Raw genomic sequence first — 21,009 nt, 5'->3', positions numbered from 1 at the left:
TTGCATCGCGCATTCCGCCGCCTGCCTTTATCCGTTCCAGTTGGGGTCGAACGCGACGGTCCCGATCATGTCGACCGTCTGCGGACCCAGCGAGATCGGGTTGCGGATACCGGGCAACGCCGTGACCGCGAACATCTCGGTAATCTTGCCGTCGAACAGGATCGACTGGACGATCCTGCCGCTGCGTAGCTCTATGACCAGCACGCCGCATTGCGACGGCGTCCCGGTCCGTTCGAAATCGGTCTGCTCCGCGAGTTCGCGTGCGCTGTTTTCGCGTGTCCGGGAGACGGTCACGATCGCGTGGCCGGCGTGGAAGGCCAGCCCACGCAGGAAGCCGGGGCAGTTCGCCACCGGATCGATATGGCCGGTGACGGGATCGATTCGTACTAGGCGTCCCCGTCCCGAATCAAGGAGCCACACCGCCCCATCATACCATCTCGGGGAGTGCGGCATCGACAGGCGATCGGTAACGATGCGATCGCCCGCGATGTCGATCAATATTCCGCCATCGGTCCTGCTGGCGCGCCAACCACCTTGCCGATCGGAAACGCCGGCAGCGGTTGCAAAGGCCGGGCGGCCGTCGACCATTCCGAGCCCGTTCAAATGGCAGCGATCTTCGGGAACCAGCGCCGAAATGAAGGCGGGTTGCCAGACCGGCCGGAAACTCCACCGGTCGTCGGTGATCGCAATGCAGGAGTAGCGGGTGTTGACGAACAGAACATTCCCGTCCCGATCGACATCGACCTCGTGCGTATCGACGTAATTGACCGTGGCAGCCGCCCGCGGAACGAAAACCGCATCATGTGCGCCGTTTGCATATTGGCCCGGCTGCAGCATGTTCTCAAGCCGCCACAGCTGGAACATCGAGGCGACCCGCAGCGAACCGCCAACAAAGCATAGTCCCGTCGCGCGCGCGTAACTCTGTTCGTTGAATGCGACGCGGCCCTGCGGATCGACGCCGGCGAGGATCAACTGTCCCGTCTGATAGGAAGTGAACGCCAGCGACGTCCGATGTTCGAGCATCCAGTCGGCGAGTCCCGGCGAGATGTCGATGCGCGTGGCTGCCGGGTCATAGCTTGCTGCTTGATCGAGCATGCGCTGCAGATCGGGCAAGCCAGCATTCGACCACATCACGACTCCTTTCGGCGGTGCTTTGCGATGACTGGGCCATTTCCGAAGCCACTGGTCCTTCCCGCATGCCCCCGGTTCGTCCTATGGACCGACAATGGGCAGTGTAACAATGTCCGCGTGCGGAGCAGCTACTTGATCGTAATCGACCCGACCATGGCCATCTTGTGCGGCGCGGTGCTGGCGGTGTTGATCGTCGGCAGCGTCTGGGCGCTGTATGTCGGGGTGTCGGCGCGGCGGGGGGCGATGGCGGATCGGGCGCTGTTCGATTCGCTGCGCGCGACGCTGGCGGTGTCGCCGGCGCTGGCGATGGTGGTGCGCGCCGATGGGCGGTTGTCGATCGATCGCCCGCTCGCCGATCGGCTGGGGCAGGCCGAAATGCCGGCAAGCGCCGTCGATCTGGGCAATCCAGACAACGGCCTCGAACCCGGCAGCGCCGAACGGCTGCTCGACGCGATCAACGCCGCGCTGCGCGGGGGAAAGCCGTTCCGTACCGTCATTCGCGCGACCGGATCCGCGCGCTCCTTGTTCGCGATCGGCGATCGCGCGCCGCCTGCGCTCAACACGCCGGGCGGGGTGCTGGTCTGGTTCTTCGACGCGACCGAATTTCATGACGAGATCGCGACGCTGGGTGCCGAGGCGGAGGAATATCGCGCGGCGTTCGATGCGCTGTCCAGCCTGATCGAGGCCGCACCGATGCCGATGTGGTATCGCGACGATTCGCTGCGGCTGGCGATGGTCAATACCGCCTATGTCCGCGCGGTCGACGCGCTGGACGCGGGCGAGGTGATCGCGCGACAGGTCGAGCTGGTCGAGGGCGTCGGCATGGGCGGGCCGCTGGCCAGCGCGTCGATCGCGCGCGATACCGGGCAGCCGCAACAGGCGGCGATGCCCGCGACGATCAATGGCGAACGGCGGATGCTGCGCGTTCACGACATGCCGCTGCGCGACGGCGGGACGGGCGGCTTCGCGATCGACGTGCACGAGATCGAGGAAGCGCGCGGCAAGCTGAAGCGCAGTCGCGATGCGCAGCGGGCGATGCTCGATCGACTGTCGGCCGGAGTCGCGCAGTTCGCGCCCGACCGGACACTGGTATTCTACAACCAGCCGTTCATCCGCGCCTTTGCGATGAAGCCCGAATGGCTGGCCGATCGCCCCGAATTCGACCGCGTGCTCGACCGGATGCGTGAGGCGAAGCGCCTGCCCGAAGTCCGGGACTTTCCGGGGTGGAAGGCGGAACGGCGCGACTGGTTCCGCGCGGCCGAGGGCGCGATCGAGGAGCAATGGCATGTGCCGGGCGGCACCCATCTGCGCGTCGTCGCGCAACCGCTGCCCGAAGGCGGACTGCTGTTGATCTTCGAGGATCGGACCGAGGAAGTGCAGCTGGCCAGCGCGCGCGACACGCTCCTGCGCGTGCGCACCGCGACGTTCGACAATTTGTTCGAGGCGCTAGGCGTGTTCGCGGCCGATGGTCGCCTGCAGATATGGAACGCGAAATTCCGGCAGGTCTGGGGTCTGGACGATGCGTTCCTCGACGGGCATCCGCGCGTCGATGCGCTGGCCGAGCGGGTCGCCGACAGCCTTGCCAATCCCGGCCGCGCCGCGTTGATTCCCGAACTGGTCCGCTTTGCCACGCAACAGCGCATGCAGCGGTCGGGGCGTTTCGCCATGGCCGATGGGCGGCATTACGAGTTCGGCGCGGTGCCGCTGCCCGATGGCAATGCGTTGCTGACGATGCTTGATATTTCCGACAGCCGCCGCATGGAGCAGGCATTGCGCGACCGCAACGAAGCGCTGGAGGCGGCCGATCGCGTGAAGAACGCGTTCGTCGCATCAATGAGCTACGAATTGCGCACGCCGCTGACCTCGATCAAGGGCTTCGCCGAGATGTTGCAGGCGGGCTATGCCGGCAAGCTGACCGAGGATGGCGGGCGCTATACCGACGCGATCCTCGAATCGGTCGAGCGGTTGAGCGGGCTGATCGACGACACGCTCGACCTGACCGCCAACGAGACGCTGCCGGTCGCGCGGGCGACGGTGGCGCTGAAGATGATCGCGAGCGAAGCGGCGGAGGCGGCGCGCGCCACCGCGACCGCGCGCGGGGTCGAGCTGGCGGTCGACATCGCGCCGACCGCCGGGGTGATGCTGGGCGATGCGCGGCGGTTGCGGCAGGCGATCGGCCATCTGCTCGACCATGCGATCGTCGGGCTTCGGCAGGGCGGTCGTGTGCTGTTGCATGTCGATGGCGACGCGCAACGTGCGCGGATCGTGGTCTCCGACGACGGCGCGGGCATGTCGAAGGAAGCGGTCGCCCGTGCCTTTGATCGCTTTGCCCAGGCTGGCGCGGCGCGGGTCGGCGAACGCGCGCTCAGCCTCGACCTGCCGCTCGCGCGGCAGGCGGTCGAGGCGCATGGCGGCACGATCGAGCTGGTGTCCGAAAAGGGGCTGGGTACGCTGGTCACGATCGACCTGCCGCGCGAGCCGTGATGCATCTGCGCGATGCGGCCGCAGCGCATGCCTTTGGCGCAGCGCTGGCGAAGGTCTTGCGGCCGGGCGATGTGGTCGCGCTGTCGGGGCCGCTGGGCGCGGGCAAGACCAGCATCGCGCGGGGGGTGCTGGCGGCGCTGGGGCTGGAAGGGGAGGCACCGTCGCCCAGCTTCGCGATCGTTCAGCCCTATGACCCTCCCGAAGTGCGCATCAGCGTGCTGCACGTCGATCTCTACCGGATCGAGGACCCCGACGAGGTGCTCGAACTGGGGCTGGACGAGGCGCTGGACGATGCCGCGCTGCTGGTCGAATGGCCCGAACGGCTGGGCGACGATCCCTGGCCCGATGCGCTGTGGCTGACGCTCGTCTTTGATGATGCCGGCGGGCGGCGCTTGACAGCGCGGGTGCCGGGCGCTTGGGAAAGTCGATGGCCGCTGACCTGAACCCGCGCGATGCGGCACCTGCTTTCCTGACCCGGGCCGGATGGGGCGATGCGCAGATATTGCCGCTGGCGGTCGATGCGTCGTTCCGCCGTTATTATCGGGTGATCGGCAGCGGGCGGACCGCCGTGCTGATGGATGCGCCCCCGCCCGAGGATACGCGCAAGTTCGCGCATATGGCGGCATGGCTCGGCGAACGGGGCTTTGCCGCGCCCGCAATCCTCGCCGACGATGCGGCGGGCGGCTTCATGCTGCTGGAGGATTTCGGCGACATGCGGATGCGCGAGACGGTCGACGCCGCGCCGGAAAGCGAGGCGCGGCTGTACGCTGCGGCGGTCGACCAGTTGCTGCGGCTGCAACGCCATGAAGCCGCGCCGGTCCCGCCCTATGACCGTGCCTTCATCCTGCGCGAAGCCAATCTGCTGATCGAATGGTATTGCGACGCGCTGCGCCTCGCCGTCGATACCGATGGCTATACCGCGGCGTGGAATGCGGCGTTCGATGCGCTGCCCGACATGCCGGTGGTGACGGTGCTGCGCGATTATCATGCCGAAAACCTGATGCTGCTCGACGATACGCGGCTGGGGCTGCTCGATTTCCAGGACGCGCTGGCCGGTCACCCTGCCTATGATCTCGTCTCGCTGTTGCAGGATGCGCGGCGCGACGTGCCGGCAGTGGTGGAGGCGTCGATGCTTGCCCGCTACCGCGAATCGACCGGGGTGGGCGAGGGGTTCGACGCCGCCTATCACCTGTTCGGGGCGCAGCGGAACGCGAAGATCCTCGGCATCTTCACCCGGCTGTGGCGGCGCGACGGCAAGCCGCGCTATGGCGCGCTGTGCCCGCGCGTGTGGCGCTATCTGGAACGCGATCTCGCCCATCCGGCGCTGGCCGGGGTCGCGCGCTGGTTCGATCTCAACATCCCGCCGCATCGTCGCGGCGATCCGCAGGAACTCGCATGACCACGCTCCGTTCGATCCGCCCCCATCCGCAGGCGCAGGTCCCCGAAACCGCGATGGTGCTGGCGGCGGGGCTGGGCAAGCGGATGCGCCCGCTGACCGCGATGCGGCCCAAGCCGCTGGTCGAGGTCGCGGGCAAGCCGTTGATCGACCACGTTTTCGACCGGTTGCGCGGGGCGGGGGTCAAGCGTGCGGTGGTCAATGTCCACTATCTTGCCGATGCGATGGAAGCGCATCTGAAGCACCGGGTGAAGGGCATCGACGTCGCCGTGTCCGACGAACGCGCCAAGCTGCTGGAGACCGGCGGCGGGCTGGTGCAGGCGCGCGACCTGATCGGCGATCAGCCGTTCGTCTGCGTCAATTCGGACAATCTTTGGGTCGACGGTCCGGTTGATTCGATCAAGTTGCTCAGCGCGCTGTGGGACGATGCGAAGATGGATGCGCTGTTGCTGCTGGTGCCGCAGGCATTGGCGCACGGCCATCGCGGGCAGGGCGATTTCCATATCGACGCGCTGGGCCGCATCACCGGCCGTCGCAAGCCCGGCCGGCTGGCGCCGTTCGTGTTCACCGGCGTGCAGATTTTGTCGCCGCGCGTCATCGCCGATTGGCCGGAGGGCGCCTTCTCCACCAACCTGTTCTGGAACCGCGCGATCGAGGCGGGGCGCGCATACGGCGTCGTCCATCAGGGGCTGTGGTTCGATGTCGGTACGCCGAGCGCGATTCCGATGACCGAAGCGTTCCTCGCCGATGGCTGAGGCGAAACGCCTCGGCCTCTACACCATCCCGATCCACCGCGCGTTCGCCGATGCGCTGGCGGTGGGGCTGATCCGCCGCTTCGGCAGCGACCCTATCGCCTTGGCACAGGGCATGGTGCTCGTTCCCACCAATCGCGCCAAGCGGACGGTGCAGGAGGCGTTCGTCCGCGCCAGCGGCGGCGGGTTGCTGCTGCCGCGGCTGGTCGCGATCGGCGATCCCGAACTGGACGAAGGCGCGGGCAGCTTTGCCGACCCCGCCGATGCCGCGCCGATCCCGCCCGCGATCGATCCGCTCGCCCGGCGGATGATCCTCGCCCGACTGGTGGCGGAGGAGCGCCAACGCGCCGGCCGCCCGGTCGATGGTGCGGAAGCGGTGCGGCTGGCGGGCGATCTTGCCGCGACGCTCGACCAGTTGCTGGTCGAGGAAGTCGATCCGGCGGCGTTGCGCGACCTGAACCTTGATGAGGCGCTGTCGGCGCACTGGGAACGCTCGCTCGAACTGTTTCGCATCGTGCTCGATCGGTGGCCGGGTGAACTGGCGGCGCTGGGGCGGATCGACCTTGCCGACCGGCGCACGCGTCTGCTCAAGCGGCTGTGCGCCCGCTGGACCGCACAGCCGCCCAAGGGGTTCGTCTGCGCGGCGGGTATCGCGACGAACGCGCCCGCGCTCGCCCGCATCCAGCGTTGCGTCGCCGGACTGCCCAGGGGGATGGTGGTCCTGCCCGGCCTCGACCTTGCCATGGACGATGACGAATGGGCGTCGCTGGGGCCGCATGATCCGGATCCGGTAACCGGGCGGCGCAAACGCTCGATCGAGACCCATCCGCAATATCATCTGAAATTGCTGCTCGACCGGATGGGGGTCAACCGCCGCGAATTCGTCCGCTGGCAGGCGGCGAGCGAGCATGACGCGACCCCGACGCGCAGCCGGGCCATCGCCACCGCGCTCAGTCCCGCCGACCGCACCCATCACTGGATCGACGTCCCCGCCGCCGACCGCCGCCTGTCGGGCGTGCGCATGGTCGAGCTGACGACGCCGGCTGAGGAGGCGCAGGCGATAGCCATCGCGTTGCGCGAAGCATTGGAGACGCCGGGCCGCACCGCTGCGCTGGTTACCCCCGACCGCGCGCTGGCGCGGCGGGTCGCGGCGCATATGGCGCGCTGGGGCGTGACGGTCGATGATTCCGCCGGCCAGCCGCTGTCGCTGCTGGCGCCGGGCACGTTGTTGCTAGCGCTGGTCGAGGCGGCGGCGCAGGGGTTCGCGCCGGTCGCGCTACTGTCGTTGCTCAAACATCCGTTAGTGCGCAGTGGTGAGGCCGAACAGCGCGTCGTCTGGCTCGACGGGGTGCGGCGGCTCGACCGGGCACTGCGCGGACCGCGGCCGGCGCCGGGGCTTGCCGGGATCGATCGGCATCTGCGAGAGGGCGAACCACGCGACGCGGCGATCCGGTCGGCGGCACAATCCTTCTGGGAGGTCGCCTGTCCGCTGCTGACCCCGCTGGCCAACGCCTTTGCCGCCGGGCCGCAGCCGATGGCGGACCTGTTGGCGCTGGTGCGCGAGACCGCGACCGAACTGGCGGGCGATGCGGTCTGGAGCCGGCCCGAGGGGCGCGCCGCCGCCGAACTGATCGCCGCACTGGAGGAACAGGCGCCGATCGGCCCGCCGACGCTCGACCCGCGCGCGCTGCCGGCGCTGTTGCGCACGTTGCTCGACGAGGTCGCGGTGCGTCCGCCACAAGGGGCGCATCCCCGCCTCGCCATTCTCGGCCTGCTCGAAGCGCGCTTGCAGACCGCCGACCTGATGATCCTCGGCGGTTTGAACGAGGGCGTCTGGCCGCAACTGCCCTCACCCGATCCGTGGCTCGCGCCGCGTATCCGGGCAGAACTTGGCCTGCCCGGTCTCGAACGCCGGATCGGTCTTGCCGCGCATGACTTTGCCGGAGCGCTGGGTGCGCGCGACGTCATCCTGACCCGTGCCGCCCGCGATGCGACCGCGCCGACCATCGCCTCGCGGCTGTGGCTGCGCTTGCAGGCATTGGACGACGGACTGGAGCGCGCCGGGCACCTGCGCGACTGGGCCCGTGCCATCGACACGCCCGATCGCTATGCCGCCGCGTCGCGACCGGCGCCGCGTCCGCCCGTCGCATTGCGCCCGCGTCGCATTTCGGTGACCGAGGTCGACCGGCTGAAGGCCGACCCGTACGCCTTCTACGCCCGGCGGATGCTGCGCCTGTCGCCGCTCGATGCGGTCGACGCCGATCCGACCGCCGCGTGGCGCGGAACGGCGGTACATGGCGTGCTCGAACGCTGGGCGCGCGAGGACGGCCTCGACCCTGCGAAGCTGCATCGCCGGTTGCAGGCGCTATCCGACGATCCGCGCACCCATCCGTTGTTGCGTGCGCTATGGGTGCCGCGGCTGCGCGAGGCGATCGACTGGGTCGCCGCCTTCACCCATGAGAAGCTGGCGGAAGGGCGCATCGTCGCGGGCGTCGAATGCGACGGCCGGCTGGAGATCGCCGGCGTCGAACTGTCGGGCAAGGCCGACCGCATCGACCGGACGCAGGACGGCAGCCTCGCCATCATCGACTACAAGACCGGCAAGGCGCCGAGCGCCAAGGCGGTCGCCGCCGGCTACAGCCTGCAACTCGGGCTGCTGGGGCTGATGGCGGAGCGCGGCTGTTTCGGCGGGGTGCGTGGTACCGCCACCGCGTTCGAATATTGGTCGCTCACCAAGGACGGCGATCGCTTCGGCAAGATGACCTCGCCGGTCAATGCCGACGGGTCGAAGGGGCGGGTGGTCGCCGACGACTTCGTCGCCATCGCCAAGGGGCATTTCGAGAACGCCGTCGCCCGTTTCCTGACCGGCGATGAGGCGTTCGTCGCCAAGCTCGTGCCGGAATATGCCCCCTATGCCGAATATGACCAGCTGATGCGCCGCGACGAATGGTATGGCCGTGAGTGAAGTCCGCGCGCTCCAGCGACTGAAGAACGACCAGGCGGCGGCCAGCGACCCGCACCGCCATGTCTGGCTGTCGGCGTCGGCAGGCACCGGCAAGACCCATGTGCTGTCGGCGCGCGTGTTCCGGCTGTTGCTGCGCGGGGTCGATCCGGCGGCGATCCTGTGCCTGACCTTTACCAAGGCGGGCGCCGCGGAAATGGCCGAACGCGTCGCCAGCCGCCTTGCCAGATGGGTGCGGCTGCCGACGGCCGATCTAAAGGCCGATCTGTTCGCGCTGGGTGAGGATGTGAACGACGCGGCGTTGCTCGCCCGCGCCCGCACCCTGTTCGCGCGCGTGCTCGACGCGCCGGGCGGCGGGGTCCGCATCCAGACGATCCACGGCTTCTGCCAGAGCCTGCTCGCTGGTTTCCCGGTCGAGGCCGGACTGGTTCCCGGCTTCCGCCCGCTGGAAGCGCGCGAAGAAGCCGGCATGGCGCGCGAGGCCTTGGCCGAACTGCTGGTCGAGGAGCAACGGTCCGGCTCGACCCGGATCGGCGACGCGATCGCCGCCATGTCGCTGCGCATGGGCGAGGGTGCGGCAGAGAATTTCCTGCGCGAATGTGCCCGCAATCCGCAGGCGATGGCCGAATTGCCGAGCGGCATCCAGCCCTTCCTGCGCCGCGCCTTCCATCTGCCGTCCGGTGATGTCGATGAGGTGATCGCGCAGGCGTGCAGCGACGACGAATTCGACTGCGACGCGCTCGAACGGCTGGCCGAGGCCAATCGGGCGTGGGGCACGGCGACCGGGTCGAAGCTGCACGGCGCGATCATGGACTGGCTGGGGCAGCCGCCCGCCGAACGCGCACTGCGCCTGGGCGACGTGCGGAGCATGTTCTTCACGCAGAAGGATACGCTGAAAAAGGCATCGGCCAAGCTGCTCGCCGCCGATCCCGACTATGACGACCTTGCCGATGCGGTCGGTACCCGCGCCGCCGAGCTGCTGTCGATCCGCGCACAGGCCGGTTATGCCGACGCGCTGGCCGGTGCGCTGGAGGCCGGGCGCGCTTATGCCGACGCCTATGTCCGCGCCAAGCGGCGGGCCGGCGCGGTCGATTTCGACGACCTGATCCGCGAGACGTTGAACCTGCTCGCCCAACCGGGCATCGGCGACTGGGTCCGCTTCAAGCTTGATCAGACCACCGAGCATGTCCTGATCGACGAGGCGCAGGACACCAACCCGCAGCAATGGGCGATCGTCCGCTCGCTGGTCGAGGAATATTTCAGCGGCGACGCGGTGCGCGCGGCCGGGATGCGGACGCTGTTCGTGGTCGGCGATTACAAACAGGCGATTTTCGGCTTTCAGGGTACCGACCCGATCTTTTTCCGCGCGGCGCATCACGACTTCAGCCGCCGCGCCGAATTGCCCGCCGACTATCGCGGCGATGCGCGCGAACTGGACACGCTGTCGCTGACCCACAGCTTCCGTACCACCCGGCCGGTCCTCGAATTCGTCGATGCCGCGATTGCCGCCTTGCCCGACCCCGGCATGGGCATCGACACCCCTGAAACCCATGACAGCGAAGTACCGGGACCCGGGACGGTGACGTTGTGGGCGCCGACCGTGGTCGAGGCGGCGGGCGATGACGAGGAAGGCTGGATCGACGATTCGACCCGCGTGATCGCCCGGCAGATTGCTCGGGCGATCAAGGGCTGGATCGGCACGCTGCCGCTCGAATCCAAGGGGCGGACGCTGCAGGCCGGCGACGTCATGGTGCTGGTCAAGCGGCGCGGCGACCTCGCCTCGCTGATCGTCGCGCGGCTCTATGCCGAAGGGGTGCCGGTCGCGGGCGTCGACCGCCTGCGCCTCGACGCGCCGCTGGCGGTACAGGATCTGCTCGCCGCGATCCGTTTCGCGCTCCAGCCCAAGGACGATCTCAGCCTCGCCAACCTGTTGGTCTCGCCGTTGATCGGCTGGACGCAGGACCAGTTGCTGGTCGGGGCGCTGCGTGAAGGCGGCAGCCTGTGGCGGCATTTGCGCCAGACCAACAGCGACGTGGTCGAGCCGCTGTCGCGCATCCTGCGCCGTGCCGACTTCGCCACTCCCTATCGCTTTCTCGAGGAATTGCTGTCAGGCGAACTCGACGGTCGCCGCAAGCTGATCGCGCGGCTGGGCGAAGAGGCGCGCGATCCGATCGACGAACTGCTCAACGCGGCGCTGTCGTTCGAAAGCGTCGCAACGTCCTCGCTGCAACGCTTCGTCGAATGGTTCGACCGGGGCGAGGTGGAGATCAAGCGCGACGCAGGGGCGTCAGGCGGCGCGGTGCGGGTGATGACCGCCCATGGGTCGAAGGGATTGCAGGCGCCGCTGGTCCTGCTCGCCGACGCCGCGATCGATCCCGCCAACAGCCGCCGCGATATCGTCGCTTGGGTACCCGATGGCCATGATGGCGCCGCTTTCCCGGTCTTCCGCCCGCGCAGCGGCGAGCGCGGCACGCCGGTCGACGACGCCGTCGCGGCGATCGACAAGCGCGAACTCGAAGAACATTGGCGTCTGTTCTACGTCGCCGCGACCCGTGCCGAGGAACGGTTGGTGATCGCCGGTGCGCCGTCCGCCCGCTGTCAGGGGGTGCCGCCCGCGCTCAGCTGGTACAGCGCCGCCGCTGCTGCGTTCGATGCGCTGGGCGTGCCCGAGGGGGACGGTGAGCGGGTGTTTACCGGGCTGACGCCGCAAGCGCCGATCGCCGGCCGTGCCCGCCGTACCCCGCCGGTGGCGGCAACCGCCCCGACTCCCGACTGGCTTCGCGCGCCAGCCCCCGCCGAAGCGCGCCCGCCACGCCCGCTTGCCCCTTCCGCGCTCGGCGAGGACGAAGTGTCCGACCCGCCGCCGACGGCAACGATGCGCGCCGCCGCCGAGCGTGGACGGCTGCTCCACCAGTTGTTCGAACGCCTCCCCGACCTGCCACGCGACCATCGCGCCGATGCTGCCGAGCGCTGGCTGGCGGGCGCGGCGGGGGTGGAGGACGCCGCGCTGCGCCGGCGCGTGACGCGCGACGCGATGGCGATCCTCGACGATCCGGCCTTCACCGACCTGTTCGGTTCCGATGCACTCGCCGAAGCACCGATCGCCGCCGTCGTCGGTACGCAGGTCGTCGCCGGCACCGTCGACCGGCTGTGCATCGGTACAGAGGTCGTGCGCGTCGTCGACTTCAAGACCGGCCGCCGCGTGCCGTCGTCGATCGACGACATTCCGGTCTATCATCTGAAGCAGATGGCGGCCTATGCCGCCGCGCTCACGGTCATCTTTCCCGATCGCGCGATCGAGGCGGCATTGCTCTATACCGCAGGGCCGGTGATGTTCGTCCTGCCCGCCGACCTGCTTCAAGCTCACAAGCCCGGCTATGGGGCCGGGGAACAAAGCTTGCCCCGCGAAGCTTGAGGTGCCGCCCCCGTGACCATAGATACCGGTCCAGAAGGAGATTCCCATGCCGACCAAGACCGTAACCGACGCCAGCTTTTCCGCCGATGTCCTGCAATCCGACAAGCCGGTGCTGGTCGATTTCTGGGCGGACTGGTGCGGCCCGTGCAAGATGATCGCCCCGGCGCTCGAGGAAATCGCCGACGAACTGGGCGACAAGGTGACGATCGCCAAGGTCGACATCATGGCCAACCCCGACACCGCCGGTTCGATGGGCGTCCAGTCGATCCCGCTGCTGAAGCTGTTCAAGAATGGTCAGCCGGTCGCCGACCTGCTGGGTGCGCGGCCGAAGAGCCAGTTGAAGGCGTGGCTCGAGGGTGAACTGGGCTAAACTGTAATAAACGCGGGCGCGCGTTCGGCGCGCCCGCCCTCAACCTGTCAGACAGACGCTAAAGCCGATCAACATTCTGTTCCCTGTACCCCGGGCAACTGCCCTATCTGCTGTTGCCACTCCCGCGCAGGCGGAAGTCCATATGCGCAAGCGTCGTCAATCCAGCCGAAACGTCCACGGTCATGGATTCCTGTCTGCGCGGAATTACGAACATTCACGATCGTCGCTGAATGACGATGAGGCTTCGCAACGCATCTTATATACGATACGATCTTATCGGGGAGCAGCGTAAGGAGCGTTTGATGTATAAACAGATGATCTTCGCAGTTGCGAGCTTCGGGCTTGCCGGACCGGCGCTCGCACAGTTTTCGAATTCAGTGAATGATCGTTATGCTAGGGCGGTGCCGGCAACTCCGACGGGTGAGCTCAACCCAGCTGCATATCTAAATGGGTACAATCATGTGACGCCGACAATGAAACGGCAACGGACCGCCCAAGTGATCCAGCTTCGTGATTTCGTTGAACAACGCAAGGCGGTTAATGGCGGCGCACTTACCGAAGCCGACCGCGCCGAGATTGTGCGGCGATACAAACGCATCGTCGCTTCCCGTTAACAGTTATTGTTTCGATCAACTCCGGTAATCGGCGTTGATCGAAATATAGCCGTGCGTCAGGTCGCAGGTCCACACCGTCGCGCGGCCATCGCCAAGGTGCAGGTTCACCCCGATCTCGACCTCCTGCCCCTTCAGATGCGCCGCAACCGGGGCTTCCTCATAGCCCGCGACCGCTAGGCCACCTTCGGCAACCTGCGTCGTGCCGAAGCGGATCGCCAGCTTGTCGCGCTCGGCCGGTTCGCCTGCCTTGCCGACCGCCATCACCACCCGGCCCCAATTCGCGTCCTCGCCCGCGATCGCGGTCTTGACCAGCGGCGAGTTGGCGATGCTCATCGCGATGCGATGCGCGCTGCCATCGCTTTCCGCGCCTTCGACCGTCACGGCGATGAATTTCGACGCGCCCTCGCCATCGCGGACTACCAGATGCGCCAACTGCCGGCACAAATCGTGGAGCGCCGCGACGAACGCATCCGCCCCGTCATCATCGAACGACGCGATCGGCTCGCCCCCCGCCGCCCCGGTCGCGAACGCCAGCACCGTGTCGCTCGTTGAGGTGTCGCCATCGACCGTGATGCAAGAAAAGGTCTGGCGATTGGCCGCCTCCAGCGCGCCTTGCAGAAACGCCGGATCGACCGTCGCGTCGGTGAAGATGAAGCCCAGCATCGTCGCCATGTCCGGCGCGATCATGCCCGATCCCTTGATGATCCCGGCCAGCTTCACCGTCCGGTCGCCGATCTTCGCGGTCGTGAACGCGCCCTTGGTAAAAGTGTCGGTCGTACCGATCGTCTCGGCGGCCGCTTCCCAGCTGCACGGTTCGGCGACGAACGCTGCGTCCAGCCCGGCCTCAGCCTTGTCGATCGGCAGCGGCACGCCGATCACCCCGGTCGAGGCGACGAACACGTCGGACGGCTGGCATCCCATCGCCTGCGCGGTGCGCGCCGCGATCGCCTCGACCGCCGCGCGGCCCCGATCGCCGGTAAAGGCGTTGCTGTTCCCGGCATTCACTACCAAAGCCCGCGCGCGGCCGAGCACCAGCGCGCGGCGGCACCATTCGACCTCGGGCGACGGACATTTGCTGTTGGTCAGCACCCCCGCCACCGCCGTCCCGTCGGCCAGCGTCGCGAAGGTCAGGTCGCACCGGTCCCAGCTCTTGTACCGCGCCCGCGCCACCCGCAGCGTCACGCCCCCGATCGGGGGCAGCGCGGGAAAGGGCGTGGCGAGCGGCGATACGGCAGTCGACATGGGCGCGGTGTCCGGTCTAGCCTGCGCCGATCACGGGGCAGGGGGTGATGATGCGACGGTTCCTACGCATGGGCGCGGGCGTTGCAACGCTTTGTTGCGTGCGGGCGCAATGACGCGCATCGGCTGGACGCCGGGCCGGCCATTCCCTATGTCTCGCCGATATGCGGCCGGGCAACCCGTCGCGAAACCAAACCGTCTGGACGTATCGCTTGCGTTTGCTGCTGTTCCTTTCCGCGCTGCTGACGGGCCTGACCGGCCTGCTCCCCGGCGTGGGAGTCGCGAATGCGCAACAGGTGGCGGCGGCACAGGCCGTGGCCGGGCAGATCGCGGTGGCGATCGTCGCAGCGCCGGCGGCCACGATCGCCCGACCCGAACAGCCGCTTGCCGGTGAACCGCACCCGCTGTTCCTGACGCCCGCGCCTTATATCGCGGTTCGCGCGCGCACGCTGCGCACCCACGAATAGCGCGCACCCGCGCTTTTCCCGACCTTTCCTGTCGCGCAGCCGCCGGACCGCATGCGGCGCGCGTCCCGTATCTTCAAGGAACTCCCATGTTCGGTGGCCTCGCCAAATCGCTATTCGGGTCGTCCAACGACCGCTACGTCAAGTCGCTCGGTTCGATCGTCAGCAAGATCAACGGCTTCGAGCCGACCCTTACCGCCATGTCCGACGAGGAACTGGCTGCCCAGACCCCGAAATTCCGTGAGCAGTTGGCAAATGGCGCCAAGCTCGACTCGCTGCTGCCCGAAGCCTTCGCCACCGTTCGCGAAGCCGCGCGCCGCGTTCTCGGCATGCGCCATTTCGACGTGCAGATGGTCGGCGGCATCGTGCTGCACCGGGGCGAAATCGCCGAGATGCGCACCGGCGAAGGCAAGACGCTGGTCGCGACGCTCGCCTGCTATCTGAACGCGCTGCCGGGCGAGGGCGTCCATGTCGTCACCGTCAACGACTATCTGGCACGGCGCGACGCGGCGCAGATGGGGCAGGTGTACGGCTTTCTGGGCCTGACCACCGGCGTGATCGTGCCCAATATCGCCGATCACCAGCGCCGCGAAGCCTATGCCGCCGACATCACCTACGGCACCAACAACGAATTCGGCTTCGATTACCTGCGCGACAATATGAAGTTCGACCGCGCGTCGATGACGCAGCGGCCGTTCAACTTCGCGATCGTCGACGAGGTTGACTCGATCCTGATCGACGAGGCGCGCACCCCGCTCATCATTTCGGGTCCGACCGACGACAAGTCCGACCTGTACCGCTCGGTCGACGAGATCGTGAAGCGGTTGTCGTCCGACGATTACGAGAAGGACGAGAAGCAGAAGTCGGTGGTGCTGACCGAGGACGGCACCGAAAAGGTCGAGCGGATGCTGGAGGAGGCCGGGCTGCTGTTCGGCGCGAACCTCTACGACTTCGAAAACACGCAGGTCGTGCATCATGTGAATCAGGCGCTGCGCGCGAACATGATGTTCAAGCGCGATACCGATTATATCGTGAAGGACGGCAAGGTCGTCATCATCGACGAATTCACCGGCCGCATGATGGACGGCCGCCGCTGGTCGGACGGTCTGCACCAGGCCGCCGAGGCCAAGGAAGGCGTCAATATCGAGCCGGAGAACCAGACGCTCGCCTCGATCACCTTCCAGAATTATTTCCGCATGTATCCCAAGCTGTCGGGCATGACCGGCACCGCCGCGACCGAAGCGCCCGAATTCTTCGACATCTATAAGATGAACGTCGTGTCGATCCCGACCAACGTGCCGGTCCGCCGCGTCGACGAAGAGGATGAATTCTACAAGACGCTCGACGACAAGTTCCGCGCGATCGCCCGGAAGATTCGCGACCACGCGTCGAAGGGGCAGCCGGTGCTGGTCGGCACCGTCTCGATCGAGAAGTCCGAACTGCTCTCCGACTTCCTCACCCAGGAAGGCGTCGAGCACAAGGTGCTGAACGCGCGCTATCATGAGTCCGAAGCGCATATCGTGGCGCAGGCGGGCCGGCTGGGCGCGGTGACGATCGCGACCAACATGGCCGGGCGCGGCACCGACATTCAGCTGGGCGGCAACCTCGAATTCCGGATGCTCGACGAACATCCCGATCTGGTCGAGGGCACCAGCGAATATGACGCTGCCGCCGCGCGTATCCGCGCCGAGATCATCGAGGAAAAGGCGAAGGTGCTGGAGGCCGGCGGCTTGTTCGTGCTTGGCACCGAACGCCATGAAAGCCGCCGCATCGACAACCAGTTGCGCGGCCGTTCGGGGCGTCAGGGCGACCCGGGCCTGTCGCGCTTCTACCTGTGCCTCGACGACGATCTGCTGCGCATCTTCGGGCCGGACACGTTGTTCGCCAAGATGATGCGCAACAATATCGAGGATGGCGAGGCGATCGGTAGCAAGTGGCTGAGCCGCGCGATCGAGACCGCGCAGAAGAAGGTCGAGGCGCGCAACTACGACGTGCGCAAGCAGGTCGTCGAATATGACGACGTGATGAACGACCAGCGCAAGGTCATCTACGAACAGCGCGCCGACGTGATGGACGCGGAGACGGTCGGCGACGTCGTGGTCGACATGCGCCACGCGACGGTCAACACCGTCGTCGGCGACGCGGTGCCGCCCGACAGCTATCCCGAGCAGTGGAACGTCGAAGGCTTGCGCGAGCGCGCGCAGGAACTGCTCGGCGTCGACGCGCCGGTCGCCGACTGGATCGCGAACGAGGACGGCTTCGACGCCGAAACGCTTGAAGAGCGTATCCGCAAGGATGCCGACGCACTGGTCGAGGCGAAGTCGGCCGAACTCGATGCCGATAGCTGGACGCAGATCGAGAAGTCGATCCTGCTCCAGACGCTCGACCATCACTGGAAGGAGCATCTGGCGATGCTCGACGCGTTGCGGGCGGTCATCCACCTGCGCGCCTATGCCCAGAAGACGCCGATCAACGAATATAAGCAGGAGGCGTTCGCGCTGTTCGAACGGATGCTTGCCAGCATCCGCGAAGACGTGACGCGGACGATGGCGCACGCCAATTTCAATTTCCAGGCGCCGCCCGAGCTTCCCGAACTGCCCGATTTCCTGACGATGCATATCGATCCGCTGACCGGCGAGGACGATAGCTGGGGCGGGGAGGGCGCGCAGGGCCTGATCACCACGCGCGTGCCGATGCTGCAGATGGCGGCGCCGGTACCCGAGGAGGAACTGGGCGACGATCCGGCCAGCTGGGAAGGCCGTATCAGTCGCAACGCACCCTGCCCATGCGGGTCGGGGCGCAAGTACAAGCACTGCCACGGCGCGCTGGTGGCGTAAGGCCGCCGGCCGCCCTTATCCTGCCGTATCCCCGCGCAGGCGGGGATCCAGGGCCATAGGCGCTGCGCTTTGTAACTCTGGATCCCCGCCTCCGCGGGGATCCACATATGGAAAAGGCCGCCGTCCCCATGGGAACGGCGGCCTTTCTGTGTCCACCCGATCGCAGCGTTACCGCCGCGGTTCAGGCTCCATCACGCTCGGGCCGAGGCTCTGCAACACCGCGCGCGCGTCGAAGGCGCGGACGTTGTTGGCGGGCTTGGGGCCCTTGCCCAGCACGATCTCCGCCATCGCCTCATATTTGTCGACGGTGCGGATATCCATCGTGTTGCCGAAGAACGGATCGCCCCAGAACGGGTCCCATGCGCGCCACCCGAATGCCGGGCTGCGATAGCGCCATGCCGGACCCCAGCCGCCCCAGCCGAATCCGGCGCCCCAGCCGCCGAACCCGCCGACGCCCGGCGTCGAATAGGTGCGGCTGCGCAGATTGGTGTCGCGATCGGCCATCAGGAAATAGTCGTAGCCGCGCTCCAGCGTCAGCTGCGCCGCGCGGTACAGGAGATAGCGCTCGACCGTCTCGCGCGAGGTCAGGCTGTTGCCCGAGAACGCCACCTGATAGCGGTTCGGCTCGATCTGCTGGTCGCTATAGCCGTTGCGATAGAAGCCGGAGCCGGATGCCGGCTGATAGGGGGTCGGCGTCGCGCAGGCGGCAAGGGCCAGCGCTCCGACAAGGGTCGTGCCGATCGCGCGAAGGCGGGCACGCGGGGTAGGGTGCAGCAACATCAGTTTCTCCAATGCCGCCATGGCTACCGACTCATGGCGATCGTCCATTGCGATAGTGAACGATCCGCCGCGGGTTCGGGTCCAGGGACGCAGCACGACGGAGCGTGGCGTACATCAGATTACCCGATGCTGAACGCCGGTTCAGCAATTGTGTGACGAAGCATTTCCGGCGTCGTCCATTGGGTGTAGCCGGACGCGGGAAACAACCGCCACCCTGCCGTAACAATGCGGTGCCCCGATCGGGGAAAATTCCAGATTTTCCTGGGGGTGTCGCTGGCTCCCTGAGTAGGATTCGAACCTACGGCCGCTCGATTAACAGTCGAGAGCTCTACCGCTGAGCTATCAGGGAACAACTGCGAGGCCGCGTCTCTACCAGCGGATTCGGGCTTTGCAAGCGGTTATTTTCGGATTTTTGGAAGAAAGTCTGGCGAAGGCGGATTTCCGAGCTTTTGAGTGGTAGGGGGGTGGTTCACGCGAAGGCGCGATGGCGCGAAGAGACAGAAAGTGGATTTCGCGCAGAGGCGCGGAGGCGCAGAGAGATCGCCCGGCGCGAACGTCCCGCGAACGGGAGACAAGGTTTCGCGCGGCCACGAAGAATGAAGCCGCTGGCGCGGACGACCTCGCTACAGCCGCAACCCCTCTGCGCCTCCGCGCCTCTGCGCGAAATCTACCTTCTTCTTCGCGCCTTCGTGTGAACCTAATTACCGGAGTCTAGCCCGCGAACTGCTCCATCGTGATTCGGTCGTCCAGCGCATGTTCGGGATCGAACAGCAGCGTCAGGTCGCGCACCCGGTCGATCGCCACGTCGACCTGCGCCACGTCGCGCACCTCGCGCTGGTCGGCGACCGCCGATACCGGGCGCTTTTCTGGCTCCAGCACCTTCAACGTGATCCGCGCCTTGTCGGGCAGGATCGCGCCGCGCCAGCGCCGGGGGCGGAACGGGCTGATCGGCGTCAGCGCCAGCATCGCCGACCCCATGGGCAGGATCGGGCCGTTGGCGGACAGATTGTAGGCGGTCGATCCGGCGGGCGTCGCGGCGAGGATGCCGTCGCACACCAGTTCGGGCATCACCACCCGGTCGTTGACCGATACTTCGAGCTTCGCGGTCTGCCGCGTCTCGCGCAGCAGCGAGACTTCGTTAATCGCCGGCAGCACGCGGACCTCGCCGTCCATCGTCGTCGCGGTCATGGTCAGCGGCGATACGCGGAACGGCTTGGCCCGGCCCAATCGCCGCTCTAGCTCGTCCATCCGCCATTCGTTCATCAGGAACCCGACCGTGCCGAGGTTCATGCCGAACACCGGCACCGTCCGCCGCCGCTCCAGCAGCATGTGCAGCACCTGCAACAGGAAGCCGTCCCCGCCGAGCGCGACGATCAGGTCGGCATCCTCGACCCCGCGGAATTCGTAGCGGGCGCGCAGCGTCTCCTCGGCGGCACGCGCCTGCGCCGTCGGCGATGCGAGCAGGGCAAGACGCGTCATCCGCCGGTGACGCTCATATGGCGGGCAACGGCCGGCGCGGCGCCCGCCTCGATCCGGAAGTCATGCGCGGCAGGCTTGCGTGGCAGCGCCGCGTCGAGCGCCGCATCGACCGCCGCCAGCCCGCCGGTGCGCAGTGCATCCTTCAGATCGACATGGTCGTCATGGCCAAGGCACAAATACAGCTTGCCCTCGGTCGTCAGCCGGATGCGGTTGCACCCGGCACAGAAATTGGCCGTCAGCGGCGAAATCAGCCCCAGCCGGTTGCCATGTTCGCCAACCTGCCAATAGCGCGCCGGCCCACCGGTGCGATGCGTGTCGCGGGTCAGGGTAAAACGCTGCGACAGCGTGTCGAACACCCGCGTCAGCGGCACGAAACGATCGGTGCGGTCCTCGTCGATCGCGCCCAGCGGCATCGTCTCGATCAGCGACAGGTCATGCCCCTCGCGCCCGCACCAGTCGAGCACGTCGCCGACCTGATCCTCGTTCAGCCCTTTCAGCACCACCATGTTGATCTTCACCGCGATGCCCGCCTCGCGCGCGGCGGCGATGCCGTCGATCACCTGCGCGACATCGCCGTGGCGCGTCACATAGCGGAAGGTATCGGAGTCGAGGCTGTCGAGGCTGACGTTGATCCGCCGGATACCGGCATCGGCCAGCGCCGGCGCATGATCGCGCAGCCGCGTGGCGTTGGTGGTCATGGTCAGTTCGTCGAGGCCGTTTCCGACCATCCGCCCCAGCCGCTGGCACAATTCGGTGACGCCGCGCCGCACCAGCGGCTCGCCGCCCGACAGGCGAATCTTGTCGATCCCGCGCGCCACGAAGCGTTCGGCGATCAGTGCGATTTCCTCAAGGCTCAGCACCTTGGCGCGCGGCAGGAAGGTCATCGCCTCCGCCATGCAATATCGACAGCGCAGGTCGCAGCGATCGGTGACGGAGATCCGCAGGTAGCGAATGGTGCGGCCATGCGCGTCGATCAGGTTGGGGGCGCAGGACATTGTCGCCCAAGTTAGGAGCGGATGCGGAGGAGGACAAGGCGCGGTCGCTCCTTCGGTCGCCGATGCGCGCATGTCGGTGCGAATGTCGCGG

15 protein-coding genes and 1 tRNA gene are annotated in these 21,009 nt (G+C 67.2%); 10 read left to right on the top strand and 6 right to left on the bottom strand.

What is annotated here, in order from left to right; translation table 11 throughout:
* Positions 1 to 27: 27 nt before the first annotated feature.
* A complete protein-coding gene (locus tag MF607_RS06110) occupies positions 28 to 1,095 on the bottom strand; it encodes a TIGR03032 family protein (RefSeq protein ID WP_242116677.1) in 1,068 nt (355 codons plus the stop codon).
* Between the two features lie 189 nt (positions 1,096 to 1,284).
* Here MF607_RS06110 and MF607_RS06105 point away from each other — a divergent pair, with 189 nt between their 5' ends.
* The 8 genes from MF607_RS06105 (at position 1,285) to MF607_RS06070 (ending at position 13,124) form a co-directional block, all read left to right on the top strand.
* Complete coding sequence (locus MF607_RS06105; protein ID WP_242116809.1) at positions 1,285 to 3,615, top strand: sensor histidine kinase; 2,331 nt, start codon at positions 1,285 to 1,287, stop codon at positions 3,613 to 3,615.
* Positions 3,615 to 4,058 carry a tRNA (adenosine(37)-N6)-threonylcarbamoyltransferase complex ATPase subunit type 1 TsaE gene (tsaE, locus tag MF607_RS06100; protein WP_242116808.1) on the top strand — a complete coding sequence of 148 codons (444 nt, stop codon included), beginning with the start codon at positions 3,615 to 3,617 and terminating at the stop codon, positions 4,056 to 4,058. The genes MF607_RS06105 and tsaE overlap by 1 nt, the downstream gene beginning before the upstream one ends.
* On the top strand, positions 4,055 to 5,014 hold the full coding sequence (locus MF607_RS06095) for an aminoglycoside phosphotransferase family protein (protein ID WP_431311909.1): 960 nt from the start codon (positions 4,055 to 4,057) through the stop codon (positions 5,012 to 5,014). Before tsaE ends, MF607_RS06095 begins: the two co-directional genes overlap by 4 nt.
* Positions 5,011 to 5,766 (top strand): nucleotidyltransferase family protein, encoded by a 756-nt coding sequence (locus MF607_RS06090; protein WP_242116675.1) that lies wholly within the window; start codon positions 5,011 to 5,013, stop codon positions 5,764 to 5,766. The genes MF607_RS06095 and MF607_RS06090 overlap by 4 nt, the downstream gene beginning before the upstream one ends.
* On the top strand, positions 5,759 to 8,728 hold the full coding sequence (addB, locus tag MF607_RS06085) for a double-strand break repair protein AddB (protein WP_242116674.1): 2,970 nt from the start codon (positions 5,759 to 5,761) through the stop codon (positions 8,726 to 8,728). The genes MF607_RS06090 and addB overlap by 8 nt, the downstream gene beginning before the upstream one ends.
* Complete coding sequence (gene addA, locus MF607_RS06080; protein WP_242116673.1) at positions 8,715 to 12,140, top strand: double-strand break repair helicase AddA; 3,426 nt, start codon at positions 8,715 to 8,717, stop codon at positions 12,138 to 12,140. Before addB ends, addA begins: the two co-directional genes overlap by 14 nt.
* A gap of 46 nt (positions 12,141 to 12,186) precedes the next feature.
* Complete coding sequence (gene trxA, locus MF607_RS06075; protein ID WP_055760313.1) at positions 12,187 to 12,510, top strand: thioredoxin; 324 nt, start codon at positions 12,187 to 12,189, stop codon at positions 12,508 to 12,510.
* Between the two features lie 302 nt (positions 12,511 to 12,812).
* A complete protein-coding gene (locus MF607_RS06070; RefSeq protein WP_242116672.1) occupies positions 12,813 to 13,124 on the top strand; it encodes a hypothetical protein in 312 nt (103 codons plus the stop codon).
* A gap of 15 nt (positions 13,125 to 13,139) precedes the next feature.
* Here the strand turns inward: MF607_RS06070 and argJ are convergent, their stop codons facing one another.
* Entirely contained in the window at positions 13,140 to 14,366 is a 1,227-nt protein-coding gene (gene argJ, locus MF607_RS06065) for a bifunctional glutamate N-acetyltransferase/amino-acid acetyltransferase ArgJ (RefSeq protein ID WP_242116671.1), read from the bottom strand.
* Positions 14,367 to 14,575: 209 nt separating this feature from the next.
* Between argJ and MF607_RS06060 the strand changes: the two genes are divergently transcribed.
* Both MF607_RS06060 and secA read left to right on the top strand, forming a co-directional pair.
* Positions 14,576 to 14,830: a hypothetical protein gene (locus tag MF607_RS06060; protein ID WP_242116670.1), complete on the top strand. Its 255-nt coding sequence runs from the start codon at positions 14,576 to 14,578 to the stop codon at positions 14,828 to 14,830.
* Between the two features lie 86 nt (positions 14,831 to 14,916).
* Positions 14,917 to 17,664: a preprotein translocase subunit SecA gene (secA, locus tag MF607_RS06055; protein ID WP_242116669.1), complete on the top strand. Its 2,748-nt coding sequence runs from the start codon at positions 14,917 to 14,919 to the stop codon at positions 17,662 to 17,664.
* 168 nt (positions 17,665 to 17,832) lie between these two features.
* Here the strand turns inward: secA and MF607_RS06050 are convergent, their stop codons facing one another.
* From MF607_RS06050 to moaA, 4 genes are all read right to left on the bottom strand, one after another.
* The gene (locus MF607_RS06050; protein WP_242116668.1) at positions 17,833 to 18,492 is read right to left on the bottom strand and encodes a CC0125/CC1285 family lipoprotein; all 660 of its coding nucleotides are present in this window, start codon (positions 18,490 to 18,492) and stop codon (positions 17,833 to 17,835) included.
* Positions 18,493 to 18,718: 226 nt separating this feature from the next.
* A tRNA-Asn gene (locus MF607_RS06045) sits at positions 18,719 to 18,793 on the bottom strand.
* Between the two features lie 362 nt (positions 18,794 to 19,155).
* Complete coding sequence (locus tag MF607_RS06040; RefSeq protein ID WP_242116667.1) at positions 19,156 to 19,923, bottom strand: NAD kinase; 768 nt, start codon at positions 19,921 to 19,923, stop codon at positions 19,156 to 19,158.
* Positions 19,920 to 20,918, bottom strand: a complete 999-nt coding sequence (moaA, locus tag MF607_RS06035; protein WP_242116666.1) for a GTP 3',8-cyclase MoaA — start codon at positions 20,916 to 20,918, stop codon at positions 19,920 to 19,922. The genes MF607_RS06040 and moaA overlap by 4 nt, the downstream gene beginning before the upstream one ends.
* Positions 20,919 to 21,009: the final 91 nt, after the last annotated feature.

This window comes from Sphingomonas lacusdianchii (assembly GCF_022664395.1).
Classification (GTDB): domain Bacteria; phylum Pseudomonadota; class Alphaproteobacteria; order Sphingomonadales; family Sphingomonadaceae; genus Sphingomonas; species Sphingomonas lacusdianchii.
This window is presented reverse-complemented; position numbering and strand designations above follow the sequence as displayed.

Coding starts and splice junctions, on each gene's coding strand:
- MF607_RS06050 (WP_242116668.1), bottom strand. CDS start 18,492: ATGGACGATCGCCATGAGTCGGTAGCCATGGCGGCATTGGAGAAACTG.
- tsaE (WP_242116808.1), top strand. CDS start 3,615: ATGCATCTGCGCGATGCGGCCGCAGCGCATGCCTTTGGCGCAGCGCTG.
- MF607_RS06040 (WP_242116667.1), bottom strand. CDS start 19,923: ATGACGCGTCTTGCCCTGCTCGCATCGCCGACGGCGCAGGCGCGTGCC.
- MF607_RS06105 (WP_242116809.1), top strand. CDS start 1,285: ATGGCCATCTTGTGCGGCGCGGTGCTGGCGGTGTTGATCGTCGGCAGC.
- secA (WP_242116669.1), top strand. CDS start 14,917: ATGTTCGGTGGCCTCGCCAAATCGCTATTCGGGTCGTCCAACGACCGC.
- MF607_RS06070 (WP_242116672.1), top strand. CDS start 12,813: ATGTATAAACAGATGATCTTCGCAGTTGCGAGCTTCGGGCTTGCCGGA.
- argJ (WP_242116671.1), bottom strand. CDS start 14,366: ATGTCGACTGCCGTATCGCCGCTCGCCACGCCCTTTCCCGCGCTGCCC.
- addB (WP_242116674.1), top strand. CDS start 5,759: ATGGCTGAGGCGAAACGCCTCGGCCTCTACACCATCCCGATCCACCGC.
- trxA (WP_055760313.1), top strand. CDS start 12,187: ATGCCGACCAAGACCGTAACCGACGCCAGCTTTTCCGCCGATGTCCTG.
- moaA (WP_242116666.1), bottom strand. CDS start 20,918: ATGTCCTGCGCCCCCAACCTGATCGACGCGCATGGCCGCACCATTCGC.
- MF607_RS06090 (WP_242116675.1), top strand. CDS start 5,011: ATGACCACGCTCCGTTCGATCCGCCCCCATCCGCAGGCGCAGGTCCCC.
- MF607_RS06110 (WP_242116677.1), bottom strand. CDS start 1,095: ATGCTCGATCAAGCAGCAAGCTATGACCCGGCAGCCACGCGCATCGAC.
- addA (WP_242116673.1), top strand. CDS start 8,715: ATGGCCGTGAGTGAAGTCCGCGCGCTCCAGCGACTGAAGAACGACCAG.